Origin of the sequence: Runella sp. (genome assembly GCF_027484545.1) — a bacterium.
GTDB lineage: Bacteria > Bacteroidota > Bacteroidia > Cytophagales > Spirosomataceae > Runella.
On record NZ_JAIXST010000212.1, the window covers coordinates 1 to 16,343 of the forward strand.

A 16,343-nucleotide genomic window follows, 5' to 3' on the forward strand; every position below is an offset into this window, starting at 1 on the left:
AATACCAAAAAAGAATATAACAAATAATATAAGGCTCGTCAGAGAAGATTTTAACTTTGATAGACAAAAGGCAAAGAGCTGTTTTGCAAGAAGTTAAACTGTTTTATGAAAAAGCCCTGAGCAATTACTAAAGTTGACCGTTTTGACCAAATTTCTCTACTTACTGATTTGTGCAGGATGCGTGGCTTGCCAAACCCAATCCACTTCCCAACAAGCCTGGACTGCTACAGACGACGTTCCTTTGTGTCGTAGTGTTGCCACTCTTGCGGGAATGGACGATTTGCCCGTTCCCTCTTTTCGAGATAACATCGGAAACAGTCACTTAACCATTACTACGCAAAGCAAAGAGGCACAACGATGGTTTGATCAGGGAATCAATTTGTTGCATGGGTTTTGGCACGTAGAAGCTTACCGAGCGTTCCGTCAGGTTATCAAAATCGACAGTACCTGTGCCATGGGCTACTGGGGACTTGCGATGTGTCAGCCAGGGTTTGGAGGGGCTGATAATACGATTTGGACGAATGCCATCAACAAAGCAGATGCTTTGAAAAACAAGAGCCTGTCACTGGAAAAAGCATTCATCGAAGCAGGCGATGTGTTGGTAAAACAGGGGCTTGGGCCCGCACAAACGTCCTTCCGAAATTTATACAAATCGTATCCCGACGAGCCGGAGGCTATCGCGTTTGCTTCGATTATTCTTCGTCAACATCAAAATGAAGCGACTCAGTTGGAGGTAAAGGCCTTATTGGAAAATGCCCTAAAACGCTTTCCTAGTCATACCGGCTTGTTACACTATTATGTTCACGTGATGGAATTGCGTCCTGAGTTTGCCAAAGCTGAAGCAACAGCGGAGAAAATGGTAAAATTGGCAGCCAATTCTCCACACTTAGTACACATGCCTGGACACCTCTATTTTTTGGCGGGTGATTACGATAAAGCTGTGGCCGTATATACCCAAGCCCGGAAGCAGGAAGTTGCTTATCATGCGGCTGAACATATTCCCTTGGCGGCTAACCAAAACTATTTGCACAACCTTCACTTTTTGGCCGTGACCCAAGCCGAGCGCGGCGATTATGAGGCTGATTTGGAAGCGGCAAACCAACTTGCCAATACAACCTTGAGTACTACTGTACCCAACGAAGGGGCAGCTTTGATAATGAAACTTTGATATTATGAGCATGGCTCGTTATGAACTCGCCGGTTGGATAGATAACATAAACCCTGCCCAGCCTTTCAACGATATGGCTTGGAAAGAGGCTCTAAATCTTGAAAAATATATTCTGTACGACGAGCCGCCACGGTTGATGTATCCCATGGGAGAAAGTTTGGGGAGATTGCATCAGTACCGAAATGAAAAAAGCAAGGCGAAACAAGCCTATGCACTGGCACTGCAAAAACGCCCCAAAAGCCCGATGATTTTGAAGTTGATGAATAAATAAAGTTCAACTTATCGGTGAACCGAAACTTGATTGCCTTTTGAGGCAGCAGTCAACATCAAATAATGAGTAGGCTTTTTTATTTAGAAACGTTGGTCGTATCCACTGCAATGGAATCGGATTCAGTTGTTACATCAAAGGCTCTTACAATTTGTTTTTTCTTATTCCAGGGAGCCGTTGTACGACGCGCCATATCAATGGCAATCAGTGCAACAATGGATACAAAAACGATAGTGGCGATAATAAATATTTTGCGGTTGCGATTCATAAAGTGTAGGAGCGAGTAGTGAGGAGCGAGAATCAATGACCGCACAGGCAGCCCCGTTCTCACTCCTCACCACAGCGGTGGGCCGCTACTGATTTTTAAATTGTTTGGGAGAATCGTAACTAATAAATTTACCCGTACGAGCAGATACAGCAGCCCATTCCAGATTCTCGAATTCAATGGTTACTACGCCACCTTTCGACATGGAGCCGATATCGGCGCCGGTGAGGTATTCGGAGAAATAGCTAACGTCGGGATTATGTCCGAAAACCATCAGATACTGACATGATTCGGGCGCCGTATTGACAGCGGCTAAATAGGATTTAGGGCCGTTGTCGTAAAGTCCCCGCGTAGTTTGAATGAGTTCTTTAGCATAGTCCAGTTGTTCAGCCATGAGTTGGGCCGTTTGCAAGGCCCGTGCTGCTGAACTGCTTATTAAAACATCAGGGTGTAAACCTTTGTCAGCCAAAAACTTTCCCATTCGGGCAGCATCCAACATTCCGGGCGTGGTAAGCTCGCGCTCGAAGTCCTTAAAGTAAGGCAACCCTTCTTCGGCTTTGGCGTGGCGAACAATATACAGGTAGCGTTTCATTGATGAAATGTTTTGGCAAAAATAGGCTATCTTTGTCGGCTCGCCAAGTGTCGTACGCATGAAATTTTTGAACTATCTCGTTGCATTACTGCTGTTTATTGTTGTTTCCGTTTTTTACCGCTTCGTCCATCAGAATGCTGTTAATGTTCCATATTTTGATGATTATGCCTATTTAGAATACATCATTAAATTCATTCAGGCGCCCAATGCGTGGGATTTTTTGCGCGAATTGGAATACAAGCACAACGGCCACGGTGTCATTACAGCTAAATTGGTGTTTTGGATGGATTATCTTCTAACGGGGCAAGCCAACTACCGAACTCTAATTTTAGTCGGCAGCAGTTTAGTGGCTTTTTTGTTTCTTTATTTTTGGAAAATACTGTCAGCCAATAAATTACCTTTCTTTTTTGTTCTTCCTATTGGTCTTTTTCTCTTTACCCCGGCTTATCACGAAAATATCTTTTGGGCGGCGGCTCTGTGGCAATACACCGTTTCTTTTGTTATAGGGGTTCTTACTTATTATCTATTGGCAAAGCCTACTCGTTGGTCGCTGGCTGGGGCAATCGTTTCAGGGTTCCTGTTGACCTACACCAACGGAAATGGTTTGTTTGGTATGTATATTGGCGTGTTGATACCCTTACTGCAAAGCCGTTATCGAACCGCCGGTATTTGGCTTTTGGCCTGTATGCTGACTACTGCGATTTTTTATTGGTACTATCCTTTTGGATTTGGGTCATTGGGGCAGGAGAAAAGCCTTAGAAATTCACTGCTTACCATTATCTCTTTCTTTGGAGCAAGCGCTTCCTATCTGCGGGGACGTTTGCCTGAGGTGGTCGTTTTAGGCGGTGCGATTACCCTTACTCTAATAACATTGGCGATTTGGCTGGGAGTTTTATACGTAAAGAGCGTTTTGCTGGGTTTTTTGCAATGCGGACGCTTGCAAAGAATGAATGTTAAGGTGCCTTTTCTGTTATCAACATTTACAAAAAGTCGGGAAAATGTGTCGCTTTTGACCCTACTTGCTTGGTTGTTGGTGACGGGGTTAGGCGTAGCAACCGCTCGGGCGGGTCAAAATTTGGAAACGCCGGGTCGGTACATGATTTACTCCGTAATGGCTGTAGTGGCGCTGTACGTCACTTTTTTGATTCTGCTACCCAAACGCGGGCAGTGGATTTTGGCGGGCGGAATGACCGTTTTTGGAAGTTTGTTTCTGCTGGGAACGTATCTTTTTGCCGCTCCTGATATTATTAATTTTCGTAATTCACTCTTAGCCGATGCTTTTTCCCTTCAACAACATCAACGGGTAAGTGGTAAGCTGGAAACGATGACGAATTTGGTGGTAAAGAAGTACTTTGACGAAGCTGTTGAGAAAGGCATTTACGTTTTTCCCGAAACGCCCGTTAGCCCAAATCAAATTACTGATTTTGATTCTTCTCAAGTCAAGGCAGAGCCTATGACTTTTGAAATAGATACTTTACCGGCTTATGGAGGAATTCTGATTAACAAAATCAAGAATGAAAGTGCATCTATTCAGCAAGGAGATTCCAAAAATGGATTATTTCTTATTCTGAAAAATGATTCAGCAACCTATCTGACAGCAGTACGACAAACGCCCAATCGGGATAGAAAAGCATTTTTGAAAAGCGGCTATTATTTTAGAGAAGGTTTTGAAGCATTGGTGTATCAGGACAATGTCCCTGCGGGAACGTATCATTTGGGATTGTTATACTGCGAAGGAGAAAAACGCCGACTTGTTTATACACCGCAACAACTTAACATTCAAGATTTTCAGAAATAAGAAACTGCTTTTTAGTTTTAAGCCGCTAACTTTGCGGACTTTTTAATAAATCCAATCTTGCCAAGGCAAATTGAGGTAAACTCAATATTTTAATTTCCTCACAATGAGTACTGTAGAACAAGAAATAGCCAAACGGCGCACCTTTGCCATCATCAGTCACCCGGATGCGGGAAAGACGACTTTGACTGAAAAATTACTTCTTTTTGGAGGCGCTATTCAAACGGCGGGGGCTGTGAAGTCCAATAAAATCAAGAAAACGGCCACCTCCGACTTCATGGAAATTGAAAAACAACGGGGGATTTCGGTGGCAACCTCGGTAATGACTTTTGAATACAATAGTCTACTTATCAATATTTTAGATACACCGGGTCACAAAGATTTTGCCGAAGATACTTACCGTACATTGACGGCGGTCGACTCGGTTATTTTGGTGATTGACTGCGTGAAAGGGGTGGAGGAACAAACCGAGCGCCTGATGGAAGTGTGCCGGATGCGTGATACCCCCGTGATTATATTTATCAATAAAATGGATAGAGAAGGTCAAAACCCGTTTGATTTGTTGGATGAACTGGAGCAAAAACTGAACCTGAAAGTACGTCCGCTTACGTGGCCGGTCAACGGAGGAGCGACTTTTAAGGGCGTATACCACTTGTTGGAGAAACAAATGTATTTTTTCAAAGGAAACAAAACGAAAATTGAAGAAGAGGTAGTTTTGTTGGAATTGGATTCGGATGAGTTGGATAAAAAAGTAGGCGAACGCGATGCCGCTCAACTCCGAGAAGATGTGGAACTGATTGAAGGGGTGTATGAAGAATTTAACCGGGAAGATTATTTGTCGGGAAAAATAGCCCCCGTTTTCTTTGGCAGTGCGGTCAACAATTTTGGGGTGCGGGAATTATTGGAAGCCTTTTGCCAAATTTCTCCTTTTCCGATTGCCCGTCAAACTAACGTGCGTTTAGTAGAGCCTTTGGAGAAGAAATTTACAGGTTTTATTTTCAAAATCCACGCCAACATCGACCCGCGCCACCGGGACCGTATTGCGTTTTTACGGGTGTGTTCAGGTGTATTTGAGCGGGGTAAATTTTATCATCATACGCGGTTAGACAAAGATGTACGTTTCTCTAACCCCTATAGTTTTATGGCTTCTGCCAAAGAAGTAATTGATGAAGGTTTTCCAGGCGACGTGGTCGGTTTGTATGACACCGGGACCTTTAAAATCGGCGATACGCTTACGGAAGGAGAAAATTTACAATATGCGGGTATTCCGAGTTTTTCACCCGAAATTTTCAAAGAATTAATCAACCTTGACCCGATGAAATCCAAGCAACTGGAAAAAGGGGTACAGCAGTTGACCGACGAAGGGGTAGCCCAATTGTTTACGGTGCAACCTGGAAATCGGAAAGTAGTGGGAACAGTTGGTGAACTGCAATTTGAAGTGATTCAATACCGCCTTGAACATGAGTACGGAGCCAAATGCCGTTGGGTTCCCATGAACACGACACGTGCTTGTTGGATTACCTGCGAAGACCCTAAAAAATTACAGGAGTTTATCCGATTGAAAGGAACACAGATTGGCTACGATAAAGATGATAATCCGGTTTTTCTGGCAGATTCAGAGTGGATGCTTCGAATGAATCGGACCAACAATCCGGAAATACAGTTTCATACAACGTCGGAATTCAAAGTAATGGCAGACTAAACATAAGGCGGGGTAACACCCCGCTTTTTTTTATTTTGATACATTTAGGGGCTAAAACCAAAATAAAAAAGCTGCCCGAAATTATCGAACAGCTTTCCGACTATATCCACACCATTATTAGTTGTGCAAATATAGATAGAAAACAATTTATTCCAAAAAAAATCCTGTCTTTTTTTGAGAGCCCGGACCCACGAAAATTACTCAGAAAACAAGGTTTTTTTTAAGTCAGCAGGAGCTAAATTGTTTAGATTGGCTAAAACTATATCTGCTTCTTTTAAAACGTCAGGGTGGCCGATACCAACCGTTTTCATCCCTGCTCTTTTGCCCGATTCAATCCCTGCAACAGCATCTTCAAAGACCACACATTCGTCGGGAGAAACCCCCAATTCTTCGGCCCCTTTCAAAAATACTTCGGGGTCGGGCTTGCCTTTGGAAATTTTGGTGCCGTCGATAATCACATCAAAAGCATCCACAATTCCGATGTGTTCCAAAATAGGTCTGGCGTTTTTGCTGACTGAGCCAAGGCCAATTTTGATACCTGCGTCTCGTGTTTCCTTGAGAAATTTTTGGATGCCCGGCAAAATATCGTCGGGAGTCATTTGATTGACCAATTCTACATACCACTGATTTTTGAGCGTAGCGTAGGTTTCTTTCGTGGCATCATCCAATGTTACTCCACCTTCTGCAAGAATTCGGTCGAGTGATTCGGTTCGGCTGACGCCCTTGAGGCTTTCGTTAAATTCTTCCGAAATATCAAATCCCAGTTTTTCATTGGCCAGTCGCCTCCAAGCTTGATAATGAAAATGTGCGGTATCGACAATCACTCCGTCGAGGTCAAAAAGAAATGCCTGCATGGCGCATCATAGGTTTGGTGAAGCGCAAAAATAAGGCAGAAAAGGGGAATTTAAGACGAATAAGAATTATTTCGTAGGAAAACCGCTCTTTTTTAACGTTTCAAAAAGTGATTGAACATCTTTGATGCGTTGATCACCGTTAAGCGAAAAATACCAAAACGTTTCCAGTTCGCCTCGGTGCATCGACTGATTCATGTCGCCGCTTTGGGATTTGTGCGAAGCCTTCACCCAGTCAGCCACAATCATGTAGCTGTGTTTGAGATCTTCTCCAAACCCGTACGAGCGATCAAACTCAAAGACGGGAGCGGTAGCGCTGATTTTGGTTTCGGGATAGCTTTCCAGTTCCGTAAAACGGAAAGTGGAATTTTTATTGGCCGATTGTCCGCCTAAGATAATCGGCTTTTTTGTGCCTTTGTAGCGTTGAACGGCGCGTAATGCGCAGAGGGAGGCTGATTTATGATGAGCGTGTTGCCCTTCGTGCGGTACCAGGCAAAAGATGTAATCGTACTGCCCTTTGGCCAAAATCTCGTCCAATCGGCGTTCAATGTAACTGATATCCCAGCGCTTTCCTTCCAAATAAGGCTTTTCGTTGCGGTTGTAATAATCGTCAATTTGGTCAAAAAAGAAGTAATTGCCAATCCCCAAAATTTCTCCGGCCGCCATCATTTCTTTTTTTCGAATCAAGGGTAAATTTTTGCGACCTACCACCGAATCAAGCATATTCATTCCGTAATACATCGAAGCCACCATGCCGTTGAAACCGCTGGAAGCGTCGGTAATCAAGGCCAAATCGGCGGAGCCCTTCAATTCGTGCGTAATTTTAAAAACCGTAACGGGAAACATCGTTTCATCGTCAGGGTGAGCCGTCACAATGAGGACTTTGGGGCCTTGAGCAAAGCCGCTGAAGGAAGCCAAAAAAAGAAGAAAATAAAAGTGGATTTTCATCGAAAAAATGATTTAGGGAGCTAATAGACGGTTTTTCAACAAAAAAAGCCATCTTGCAATTATAATACTATTCCTACTCTACGTTATTGGTTACTAAAGCACAATAAAAATGAAATTTCCTTTTAAGATAGGTCTTTTTTGCAGTCTTTTTCTTAGTTACAATTGTTTAGTTGCCCAAAATAAGCCCACTATTTCTGAAACACTAAATCAGAACAAAGCTACTCTTCAAACTCGTCTGGCCGAAGACCAAGCCAAAGGTAATTTAAGCACCACTGATGCGGTCCAAACCAATGCCGAACAGCAAATCCGCTATTTTGATAAATACGCCATAGAAGCGCAGGAAGGTCAGACATTGATTTTTGAAGTAGAATCGTCGGTTTATCGAGTTATGTTAGGCCTTCAAAGCCCAGACGGGAAAACGGTATACAGCTTTGACCCTGCTACTCCCTTTGATGAATACAGTTTTCATCGGTTTCCGTTTAAAGTGACTGTCGGCGGTACGTATTACTTATTTGTAACCAGTGCAGATGCTCAAAAAACGGGCTATTATCTGGTTCGCAAAAGCATTTTAACACCTTCCACATCTTCCTACGCCCCCAATACTCCGTTAGCCCAACGGCTCAAACAACTCATAGCCTTACGAAAATTGGATTTTAGTGCTATTATCGGACCCACCCTGCGAGTTTTTGAGAATGGTGCTAAAAAGATAGCGTATCAAACCAACTTTCTTTTGGATAATAAGGCAACGGCTGAAATTATCGTCAATCAGGAAACCAAAGCGCATTTTTATCTCTCGTCGCTTTTTGGAACGTTGCCCGATGAAGCAACCGCTAAACAAAAATTGGAAGAGGTTTGGGCAGCGCTCAAACCCTTGGCACTCAAATACAATTGGCTTGTCCAAAGCGAAGACAACAAATACTCGGCCTCGTCTGCCGAAGACTATATCGAAATCAGGGTGGAAGATCGAAAAGTGCTGTTTGAATATTATTAGAAATCAAGTTTCAACTATAAATAAGGAAATTATAGATGTACACGAAATCTACTTTTGTCTTAAAATTTTGCTTTTTTTTATCTTTTGTTAACCTGAGTATTTGCCAAAACGCGCAAGCACAACTTGCCATTACTTTTCCATTCGAGGGCGCTGTTTTTCAACGAAATACGTCAAATTTAGCTACTTTAAACATAGGGGGAAGTTACACGGGAGCAGTAGACCGTATTGAGGCACGGCTCACCTCAGTAAGCGGCGGAAACAGCTTAGATTGGACCGTCATTCATACCAACCCTACGGGCGGAACCTTCACGGGCAGTCTGTTTGGCGTGACGGGAGGCTGGTATACGCTTGAGGTACGTTCCGTTTTGTTTAACAACGTACTTCAAACGGTGTCGCTTTCGCGGGTTGGCGTAGGAGAGGTATTTATTATATCGGGTCAATCCAACGTGCAGGGCGTCGAAAATCATGGCAATAAAGCTTCGGCGGATGTGCAAGGGCGGGTAAAATACGTGAATTGGGTATTGCCTTGTCCCAATGTGGTTTGTCAAAATGCCGAGCCTCCTTTTCCGCAATTTTCTGCGCTGAATAGTGCAGCTTCGGGAGTGATGCTCTCGCCCAACGGAGTATCCTCCTGGGCGTGGGGAGAATTGGGCGATGCTTTGATTGCGCGTTATAATGTTCCGATTCTATTTTTAAATACGGCGGCCAGTGGTTCAACCGTTGGCAATTGGAGTCGAAGTTCCGACGGGTTGCCTTCCAATCACGTACAAATTGGCGGGCAATACGGTGGTAATATTAACTTTCCTTATTATTACCTGCGAAAAGCACTTAATTTTTATGCGGCAATGTTTGGCGTAAGAGCCGTACTTTGGCACCAAGGCGAATCTGACAGCATCAAAAATCACAATACAGATCCTAATGACAATACCTCTTCTGCCGAATATCGCGATAGTTTGCAATATGTCATTAGCCGCTCGCGCAATCATTCCAATAAGGTACTTTTATCGTGGGCCATCGCGAGAGTATCTTACTTCCAAACAACTAATGCTGAAGTGATAGCGGGGCAAAATCTGACCATCAGTCCCCCTAATAAAATATTCCCCGGCCCTGATACAGACAATCTCCAAATTCCCCGTCCCGACGGCGTTCATCTTCAAAACGTGGCCGGGGGGATTCAGGGAATATCAGAATTGGCAAACCGATGGAATACGTCACTGGACAATACTTTTTTTGCCAATGCTACTCCGTACGCGGCCACAACACCGCCTTCGCTTACTTTAAATTGTGCCTCGGGAACCTATTCCATTACAGCTCCGAGCGGGTATCAGTATTTTTGGGTCAATGGAAATGGAGACGTGTCAGCTACTTTTTCTAATAATCAAACCATTGCGCCGGGACCGGGTACATATCGGGTTTATTTAAAAGATATTTTCGGAAATACCATTGTTACGCCATCGGTTACTGTTCCTAATAGCCTACCATCCCCTCCTTCCTTGTCAGCAAGTTCATCTTCTGTTGTGGCAGGTCAGCCAGTTACTCTGTATGCGCAGGGGTGCATGGGGAGCGTGAGCTGGTCAGTCGGTCAGATTGGGAATAGTGTAGTGCAGAATCCTTCCCAAAATACTTCTTACAGTGCGTCATGCAGCATTGGAGGATGTGCTTCTATTCAAAGTTCTATTCAGATAAGTGCGTGTCCTGTCAATACAACTGTTACTTCTTCTTATGCTTCAGGTGCAACAATCAACATCAAAGCCTCCAATGCAATTACCGGAGTTAACAGTATCAATGCAGGTGCACTAGTTACGTACGATGCCAAAAATTCGGTCACTCTTCAGCCTGGTTTTGTGGCGGAAAAAAACACTACCTTTTTGGCAACAGTCGGTGCAGGATGCAGTAACTCTAACTAAAGTTTACTTTACGGGCTAAAATTTTAACTTTGCGTAACGATTGTTTCCTTCTCCCGCAATGCTGTTTTTATATCCCCTTATTTATACCTTCAGCGGTATTTGCTTTCTGGTATTTGTTGTGTACCAATACCTGGTCCGAAAACTGAGATTCCATCGTCCCAAAAACTTTCCGTACAAAGGACAGGTTCCCAATCCTGCTGCTAAGGGAAAAAAAGCGGTTGTTTGCATCGGCGACAGTATCACACACGGCAACGTAAGCGCCAATTATGTGGATATGCTTGAGCGATGGATGGGAGAAGACTTCTTTTTCTACAATGCAGGTGTCAATTCAGATCTGACTTATACGGTTTTAGACCGATTGGAGGCTATCATTGCTGCGCAGCCTGATTTTGTGACGTTGCTTATCGGCACCAACGACGTAAATGCTACTGTAAGTAAAGCCTCTTTAAAAAAATACTATCAGTTTCATAAAATTACTCCTGGCGCTTTACCTGATTTTGAGAGCTTTCAACAAAATTATGTCGAGATTGTTCGCCAATTGAAAACGCAAACTAAGGCACAAATTGCCGTACTATCATTGCCCGTGATGGGCGAAAACCTGCAAAATGAAGCCAATCTCAAAGCTGACGTGTATAGCGAATTTATCAAAACACTGGCTGCTAATGAACAGGTAACTTACTTGCCCGTGCGTGAACGGATGAAAGACTTTCTGAAAAGTCATCCCAAAAAGCTAAGTTACGAGTACAAAGACACGATAAAACTAATGTATTTGAGCGTGATTAAGCACGAGTTATTGGGGCAGAATTGGGATAAAATAGGTTTGTCGCACGGCATGGATTTGACACAGGATAATCTTCATTTCAATACGCGCGGTGCGGCAATGATTGCGTCGTTGGTGGAGAAGTGGTTGAAACAATAAACAGAGCCAAGGATAGATTTAGTATATGATATATTAGTTGACTGGATAGACAAACGTAGAAGTTTACCACCCCCTACCCCCGCCAGCGGGGGATAAATTGCACGCTACACCTTGGTAGAGCACTTTTGGGTTGTGTTGGTAATAAAAAAAATACAAAAAATGCAAAAGCAAGTCTGTATAATAGGAGCGGGGTCGTCGGGGATAACAGCGGCCAAAACCCTAAAAGATAATGGGATAAGTTTTGATTGTTTTGAGAAAGGCTCAAAAATCGGTGGAAATTGGCGGTACGATAATGACAACGGATTGTCGTCGGCCTATCGGTCGCTGCACATCAATACCAACCGCGACGTGATGGCCTATAGCGACTATTTTCTTACGCGCGATATGCCCATGTTTCCTCACCATAGTCACATTGTCAAGTATTTTGAAGAATACGTGGAGCATTTTGGATTACTCGAAAGCATTACGTTCAATAATGCGGTTTTGGACGTAACCCGTAATGAAAACGGTAGGTATCGGGTCACGACCGAAAAAGGGGAAGTCAAAGACTATCAATCCATTATTGTAGCCAACGGGCACCATTGGAACCCTCGTTATCCTGAACCCGCTTTTCCGGGAGAGTTTACGGGCGAAAGCCTTCATGTGCATGATTACCGTGTACCCGAGCAAATTATGTACAAAAACCTGCTGATTGTAGGAATGGGTAATTCGGCCGTAGACATAGCCTGTGAAGCGGCCAAACTGCATTCGGGTCGTGTTACAATTTCGAGTCGCAGCGGAGCCTATATTGTACCCAACTGGTTTATGAGTATGCCGTTCGATAATCTGGCCAATCCGCTTACTGCCAAATTGCCTTTGGTCGTGCAACGGTTGTTGTTGAAAACCTCTCTTTTTCTGGCACAAGGTCGACAGGAAGCATACGGGGTGCCGTTACCGAAACGTCCGCCTTTGCAGGAACATCCCACTTTGTCGCAGGAGTTGCTGAATCTCAGCGGTCGGGGACTGATTGATTATAAACCCAATATCAAGGAGTTCAAAGGTAAAGAAGTGGTATTTGAAGACGGTACAAGTGAGAAGTATGACATGATTATCTATGCCACAGGTTACAAAGTAACATTCCCTTTTTTGACAGATAAGACCTTCGACGTAGGCGGTACAAACGATTTACGACTGTATAAAAAGGTCATTCACCCCGATTGGCCCAATTTGTTTTTTCTGGGCTTGATGCAGCCTTTGGGAGCTATTATGCCTTTGGCTGAAATGCAGGCAAAATGGATTGCCAAATTGATAAAAGGCAAGTGCAAACTGCCGGATGTAAACGAAATGACGCGGGACATTGAGCGTGATCGGCAAAAAATGATAAAGCGTTACAATGCTTCACCGCGTCATACCTTACAGGTTGATTTTTTTCCTTATAAAGAAAGTATTGAAAAAGAAATGCGGAGGGTGTGACATGGCACTTATCTGGCGATGTAAATTAAGATAGTATTTTTGTTAATTTTGTAGAAAAGAATGTTAAAAATGACCGGTGCACAACTTCCTTCCAATATCCCCCCTCATGCCTACTTACTCATTCAGGAATGGCAGAAGGAGCTTGAGGCCGAGCAAAAACTGCGCCATCACTTCTATGAAATTGTAGATGAGAATTCCAAGATGGAGTTTATCAATGGAACCATCATTTTCAATTCGCCTGTTAAAAAAGCACATAGTGTAGCCACAGGCCGTATTTTTTCGCTGGTGTCGGGCTATGCAGAATACCTTGAACTTGGTTGGGCCGGAATTGAAAAAATATTAGTGTCTCTTACCCGTAATGACTATGAGCCGGATGTATGTTTTTGGCGAAAAGAAATAGCCGATACGTTTGAAGAGGAGCAAATGCACTTTCCCGCGCCGGATTTTGTGGTCGAAGTTTTATCTAAAAAAACGGCCAAAATTGACCGAACTGTCAAGTTTGTAGATTATGAAGCACACGGCGTAAGTGAGTATTGGATTGTAGAGCCCGTCAAGAAAGTAATAGAACAATATGTGCTTATCAACGGCAATTATCATTTACGGTTTAAAGGGTCGGCAGGAATAATTAAAAGTGAGGTAATCGCAGGTTTTGAAATAGAGGTAGAAGATATTTTTGGCAATACTCCCGTTTTAAAACTGCTAAAGTACCTACTGAAATAGCGATAATCTTCACTAAACAACCGCCGATTCGCAGATATAAGTAGGCAGAATTCCTGTGCTTCTGATTCGGATTTCGGCATCTTCGGCAGGAATATTACCCGTTAAAACAAGTACGGTATCAAGCCCGAATTTATTCCCTCCCGAAATATCCGTACGGAGCGTATCCCCAATCATTACAATGTCTTTTTTGCCAATGGCAGGATTTTGTGCCACGACACGTTCATAAGCAAACATGAACATTTGCGCATCCGGTTTGCCAAAACGGATAAACTGCTTACCTACAATGCTTTCCAACATATCTGCTACGCCTCCGATGGCAATGGCTACGTGTGTTTTGGAGGTGGGATAGGTGACGTCGGTATTCGCCACAATCACCGGAATATTTCTTCTTCGCAGCAAATTGACTGTTTTGTTGAGGTCATTGTTCCAGTCAAAACCTTCATCGTCTAACAAAACCAGCGCACTGATATCAGATACGGATTCTAAATTTAATTCGCTGATTGACAATGCTTTTCTTTCGGAAGATTCAATGTAGTGCGCTGAATCTTCGGTTCCCAAATAAGCCACTGTTCCGTGATTGACTTTCAATTCCAGATACTCGCGCGCCAACATTCCCGACGAGATGATGTTATCGGGCGTAATGTCCATCAATCCCATTCGCCAATACGATTCTGCCAGTTGTTGCGGACTGCGCGAGGCATCGTTGGTCAGTATATAAAACTGTTTTTGGTTTTCCCGTAAATAGGTAAACGTGTCTGCTATACCTGCAATCAGTCCGTGTGAGTTTTTCAGGACCCCAAAAGCATCGAAAAAGAATACTTGATAACGTTGGGCTACTTCGGCAAAAGGTTCGATGGCAAGCATTATTGGATAGTTGAAAGATTTATCAATTCAAATTATGCTACGGCATATCCAGAATAAGGACGAGCGTATTCCGGAAGAAAGCCAAGGATAATATCTGATTTTGCAATCCCTCGTTCCACCAGCTCTTCTCCTACGTCGGTAGAGCTGTGGTTTTCTAAAATAACAATTTTTCCGTCAGGTCTTATGTGGAAGTGCATAAACACTTTTATAAAATACTTTTCCCCATCTCCCCAACCACTCAATAACATTTGATAATGGTGGTTTTTTACATCTTTAATGACATAACTATCAGGGTCTTTGAGAATTACGGGGCGCTGACTTTTGATAATATCCAAAATTGCCTTTTCGTATTTTTTTATCTTTTCCATGACACAATAGTTTTTGTTTTACTGTCAAAAACAAGAATGTTTACTTGATACTCTTTCACAACTTCTAAAATGAAAGGGAAGCCTTCAATACGCTCATCAGCATAGAGAGGAATGGCTAAATATAAAGTTCTATCCGGATCAAAACGCCGTAAAATAGAAATATTTACCAAGTATTGCCCTAATACACTATGAAACTCATAAGGAAGAGAAGGCTTGGCGAAAGTTTTAACTTCTATAGCGATTCGTTCTAAGCCTTTTTCAGCAGCTAATAACTTCTCCGCTCCCAAGTCAATATCATAATCTATTTGTTGCTCTTTATGATAAACGGAATAAGGGTCGTGCGTAATTGTCCAGTCCTCTTTTTCTAAAGCCTCTCGTACTGCATCATGAAAAATATCTTTTGCCATTTTATCTATGCAAATATACTTAGATGTAAAATAGAACTGCTTAAAACCATCGTTTGTTTTCTAATCACAGAATCTTTACAAGCCCAGTCTTTCTAAAATAGGCTCTACACTGAAATTCTTGATAGACGGAAAATAAGTAGCGTAGGCTTCGTGTTGTAATTTGGTGGCATAGGTTCGGTGAAAAAAGTAGCGTCCGTACTTAATGACATAGTTCAGAATAAAAAAGCGATACGCTTCGGGCAGGAAACGAATTTCGCGCTCCGTAAGCGGGTAAATTTTGTGGTATTCTTCCAAAAACCACCCAAATCGCTCTTCGGCCAGTGGTTCAATCAAATACGAAAACACCGTGCGGTCGCCCGCATCGGAGCATACCCGACTGAAAAAATAAAAATCCATGACGCGGTAACTGATGCGGAACCAGTCATAATCCCAACGGGAAAACAACTCCAATTTTTCGGTCAACGAAAAATTTCCAATGTTCCAGTCCAAAAATACGGGCATGGTTTCTACCGAATTTGCCACCATTTTTTTACGGTGTTCTAAAAAAAGGTTGCACTGTTCTCGAAGCGCTTCAATGTTCATTCGGTGTTCGTACTGACCCGTGTCGGTGTCCAACAAATCCAGTAGGTCTTGAATATCAGAACGTAAGGTTTTAGACGACTTCGGCATTACCGTACTCACGCTGGCGCAGGCCTTATGAAACTTGGCAATTTGACTGCCCATTTTTCGGATATGGTGCTCTTCCAAACGGCGCGGTAATTTTTCAGCAACGCGGATGGGGTTGTAAAAAACTACCCAAACATCCATTCCCTCGAATTGGTGGCGATAAACGAACACCTGATTGTTTTTCACTAACGACTTGGCCAATACATTCTCAAACGGATACAACAGGTTGTTGGCCAAGGTGTGAATAAGGCGGTGATCCTCCTTAAAATGTTCAAACTTTCCAAAATAGGAGAGTTTAGCAATGACCCGATCACCACCTTCGAAGGTAATTCGAAAAACGTGGTTGGTGGAAACGCGGGCACTTATGTCTTCAATTTGTTCAATGGGCCGGGTGGAATCAAAGTCCGCCCAAGCAAATCTGATGATGGAGGGATAATCTACAAAACGCATAATTTCTAAT

General features: G+C 43.1%; 17 protein-coding genes. 9 read left to right on the top strand and 8 right to left on the bottom strand.

All coding sequences use genetic code 11. The features are described from left to right. Positions 1 to 142: 142 nt before the first annotated feature. Together Q0081_RS19575 and Q0081_RS19580 are read left to right on the top strand one after the other, a co-directional pair. Positions 143 to 1,168 (top strand): lipopolysaccharide assembly protein LapB, encoded by a 1,026-nt coding sequence (locus tag Q0081_RS19575; protein ID WP_298357232.1) that lies wholly within the window; start codon positions 143 to 145, stop codon positions 1,166 to 1,168. A gap of 4 nt (positions 1,169 to 1,172) precedes the next feature. Further along, on the top strand, positions 1,173 to 1,439 hold the full coding sequence (locus tag Q0081_RS19580; RefSeq protein ID WP_298357235.1) for a hypothetical protein: 267 nt from the start codon (positions 1,173 to 1,175) through the stop codon (positions 1,437 to 1,439). Between the two features lie 76 nt (positions 1,440 to 1,515). Here the strand turns inward: Q0081_RS19580 and Q0081_RS19585 are convergent, their stop codons facing one another. Beyond that, positions 1,516 to 1,704 (bottom strand): hypothetical protein, encoded by a 189-nt coding sequence (locus tag Q0081_RS19585; protein ID WP_298357238.1) that lies wholly within the window; start codon positions 1,702 to 1,704, stop codon positions 1,516 to 1,518. Between the two features lie 85 nt (positions 1,705 to 1,789). Beyond that, positions 1,790 to 2,293: a histidine phosphatase family protein gene (locus tag Q0081_RS19590; RefSeq protein WP_298357241.1), complete on the bottom strand. Its 504-nt coding sequence runs from the start codon at positions 2,291 to 2,293 to the stop codon at positions 1,790 to 1,792. A 58-nt stretch (positions 2,294 to 2,351) separates the two neighbouring features. On the opposite strand from Q0081_RS19590, the gene Q0081_RS19595 reads away from it, so the two are divergent. Then, on the top strand, positions 2,352 to 4,091 hold the full coding sequence (locus Q0081_RS19595; RefSeq protein ID WP_298357244.1) for a hypothetical protein: 1,740 nt from the start codon (positions 2,352 to 2,354) through the stop codon (positions 4,089 to 4,091). Between the two features lie 103 nt (positions 4,092 to 4,194). Beyond that, complete coding sequence (locus tag Q0081_RS19600; protein WP_298357247.1) at positions 4,195 to 5,790, top strand: peptide chain release factor 3; 1,596 nt, start codon at positions 4,195 to 4,197, stop codon at positions 5,788 to 5,790. Between the two features lie 197 nt (positions 5,791 to 5,987). On the opposite strand, the gene pgmB is transcribed toward Q0081_RS19600, so the two are convergent. Together pgmB and Q0081_RS19610 are read right to left on the bottom strand one after the other, a co-directional pair. Next, entirely contained in the window at positions 5,988 to 6,644 is a 657-nt protein-coding gene (gene pgmB, locus Q0081_RS19605) for a beta-phosphoglucomutase (RefSeq protein WP_298357250.1), read from the bottom strand. 66 nt (positions 6,645 to 6,710) lie between these two features. Next, positions 6,711 to 7,589 carry a PIG-L family deacetylase gene (locus Q0081_RS19610; RefSeq protein ID WP_298357253.1) on the bottom strand — a complete coding sequence of 293 codons (879 nt, stop codon included), beginning with the start codon at positions 7,587 to 7,589 and terminating at the stop codon, positions 6,711 to 6,713. A gap of 109 nt (positions 7,590 to 7,698) precedes the next feature. Between Q0081_RS19610 and Q0081_RS19615 the strand changes: the two genes are divergently transcribed. The 5 genes from Q0081_RS19615 (at position 7,699) to Q0081_RS19635 (ending at position 13,578) form a co-directional block, all read left to right on the top strand. After that, positions 7,699 to 8,580, top strand: coding sequence for a hypothetical protein (locus tag Q0081_RS19615; RefSeq protein WP_298357256.1), 882 nt, complete (start codon positions 7,699 to 7,701; stop codon positions 8,578 to 8,580). 35 nt (positions 8,581 to 8,615) lie between these two features. Continuing rightward, complete coding sequence (locus Q0081_RS19620; RefSeq protein ID WP_298357259.1) at positions 8,616 to 10,487, top strand: 3-coathanger stack domain-containing protein; 1,872 nt, start codon at positions 8,616 to 8,618, stop codon at positions 10,485 to 10,487. A gap of 40 nt (positions 10,488 to 10,527) precedes the next feature. Beyond that, positions 10,528 to 11,406: an SGNH/GDSL hydrolase family protein gene (locus Q0081_RS19625; RefSeq protein ID WP_298357262.1), complete on the top strand. Its 879-nt coding sequence runs from the start codon at positions 10,528 to 10,530 to the stop codon at positions 11,404 to 11,406. 159 nt (positions 11,407 to 11,565) lie between these two features. Beyond that, complete coding sequence (locus Q0081_RS19630) at positions 11,566 to 12,858, top strand: NAD(P)/FAD-dependent oxidoreductase (protein WP_298357265.1); 1,293 nt, start codon at positions 11,566 to 11,568, stop codon at positions 12,856 to 12,858. Positions 12,859 to 12,927: 69 nt separating this feature from the next. Next, a complete protein-coding gene (locus tag Q0081_RS19635; RefSeq protein WP_298357268.1) occupies positions 12,928 to 13,578 on the top strand; it encodes a Uma2 family endonuclease in 651 nt (216 codons plus the stop codon). A gap of 12 nt (positions 13,579 to 13,590) precedes the next feature. On the opposite strand, the gene Q0081_RS19640 is transcribed toward Q0081_RS19635, so the two are convergent. The 4 genes from Q0081_RS19640 to Q0081_RS19655 all read right to left on the bottom strand — a co-directional run bounded on the left by Q0081_RS19640 (position 13,591) and on the right by Q0081_RS19655 (position 16,333). Next, a complete protein-coding gene (locus Q0081_RS19640; protein WP_298357271.1) occupies positions 13,591 to 14,442 on the bottom strand; it encodes a TIGR01459 family HAD-type hydrolase in 852 nt (283 codons plus the stop codon). A 32-nt stretch (positions 14,443 to 14,474) separates the two neighbouring features. Beyond that, a complete protein-coding gene (locus Q0081_RS19645) occupies positions 14,475 to 14,810 on the bottom strand; it encodes an element excision factor XisI family protein (RefSeq protein ID WP_298357274.1) in 336 nt (111 codons plus the stop codon). Further along, the gene (locus Q0081_RS19650) at positions 14,798 to 15,217 is read right to left on the bottom strand and encodes an element excision factor XisH family protein (protein ID WP_298357277.1); all 420 of its coding nucleotides are present in this window, start codon (positions 15,215 to 15,217) and stop codon (positions 14,798 to 14,800) included. The genes Q0081_RS19645 and Q0081_RS19650 overlap by 13 nt, the downstream gene beginning before the upstream one ends. A gap of 75 nt (positions 15,218 to 15,292) precedes the next feature. Next, positions 15,293 to 16,333, bottom strand: coding sequence for a hypothetical protein (locus Q0081_RS19655; protein WP_298357280.1), 1,041 nt, complete (start codon positions 16,331 to 16,333; stop codon positions 15,293 to 15,295). Between the last annotated feature and the right edge of the window lie 10 nt (positions 16,334 to 16,343).

What these genes read in the sequence shown, in the direction of transcription:
- Q0081_RS19580 (WP_298357235.1), top strand. Translation starts at nt 1,173, where the DNA reads ATGAGCATGGCTCGTTATGAACTCGCCGGTTGGATAGATAACATAAAC.
- Q0081_RS19585 (WP_298357238.1), bottom strand. Translation starts at nt 1,704, where the DNA reads ATGAATCGCAACCGCAAAATATTTATTATCGCCACTATCGTTTTTGTA.
- Q0081_RS19590 (WP_298357241.1), bottom strand. Translation starts at nt 2,293, where the DNA reads ATGAAACGCTACCTGTATATTGTTCGCCACGCCAAAGCCGAAGAAGGG.
- Q0081_RS19595 (WP_298357244.1), top strand. Translation starts at nt 2,352, where the DNA reads ATGAAATTTTTGAACTATCTCGTTGCATTACTGCTGTTTATTGTTGTT.
- Q0081_RS19600 (WP_298357247.1), top strand. Translation starts at nt 4,195, where the DNA reads ATGAGTACTGTAGAACAAGAAATAGCCAAACGGCGCACCTTTGCCATC.
- pgmB (WP_298357250.1), bottom strand. Translation starts at nt 6,644, where the DNA reads ATGCAGGCATTTCTTTTTGACCTCGACGGAGTGATTGTCGATACCGCA.
- Q0081_RS19610 (WP_298357253.1), bottom strand. Translation starts at nt 7,589, where the DNA reads ATGAAAATCCACTTTTATTTTCTTCTTTTTTTGGCTTCCTTCAGCGGC.
- Q0081_RS19615 (WP_298357256.1), top strand. Translation starts at nt 7,699, where the DNA reads ATGAAATTTCCTTTTAAGATAGGTCTTTTTTGCAGTCTTTTTCTTAGT.
- Q0081_RS19620 (WP_298357259.1), top strand. Translation starts at nt 8,616, where the DNA reads ATGTACACGAAATCTACTTTTGTCTTAAAATTTTGCTTTTTTTTATCT.
- Q0081_RS19630 (WP_298357265.1), top strand. Translation starts at nt 11,566, where the DNA reads ATGCAAAAGCAAGTCTGTATAATAGGAGCGGGGTCGTCGGGGATAACA.
- Q0081_RS19635 (WP_298357268.1), top strand. Translation starts at nt 12,928, where the DNA reads ATGACCGGTGCACAACTTCCTTCCAATATCCCCCCTCATGCCTACTTA.
- Q0081_RS19640 (WP_298357271.1), bottom strand. Translation starts at nt 14,442, where the DNA reads ATGCTTGCCATCGAACCTTTTGCCGAAGTAGCCCAACGTTATCAAGTA.
- Q0081_RS19645 (WP_298357274.1), bottom strand. Translation starts at nt 14,810, where the DNA reads ATGGAAAAGATAAAAAAATACGAAAAGGCAATTTTGGATATTATCAAA.
- Q0081_RS19650 (WP_298357277.1), bottom strand. Translation starts at nt 15,217, where the DNA reads ATGGCAAAAGATATTTTTCATGATGCAGTACGAGAGGCTTTAGAAAAA.
- Q0081_RS19655 (WP_298357280.1), bottom strand. Translation starts at nt 16,333, where the DNA reads ATGCGTTTTGTAGATTATCCCTCCATCATCAGATTTGCTTGGGCGGAC.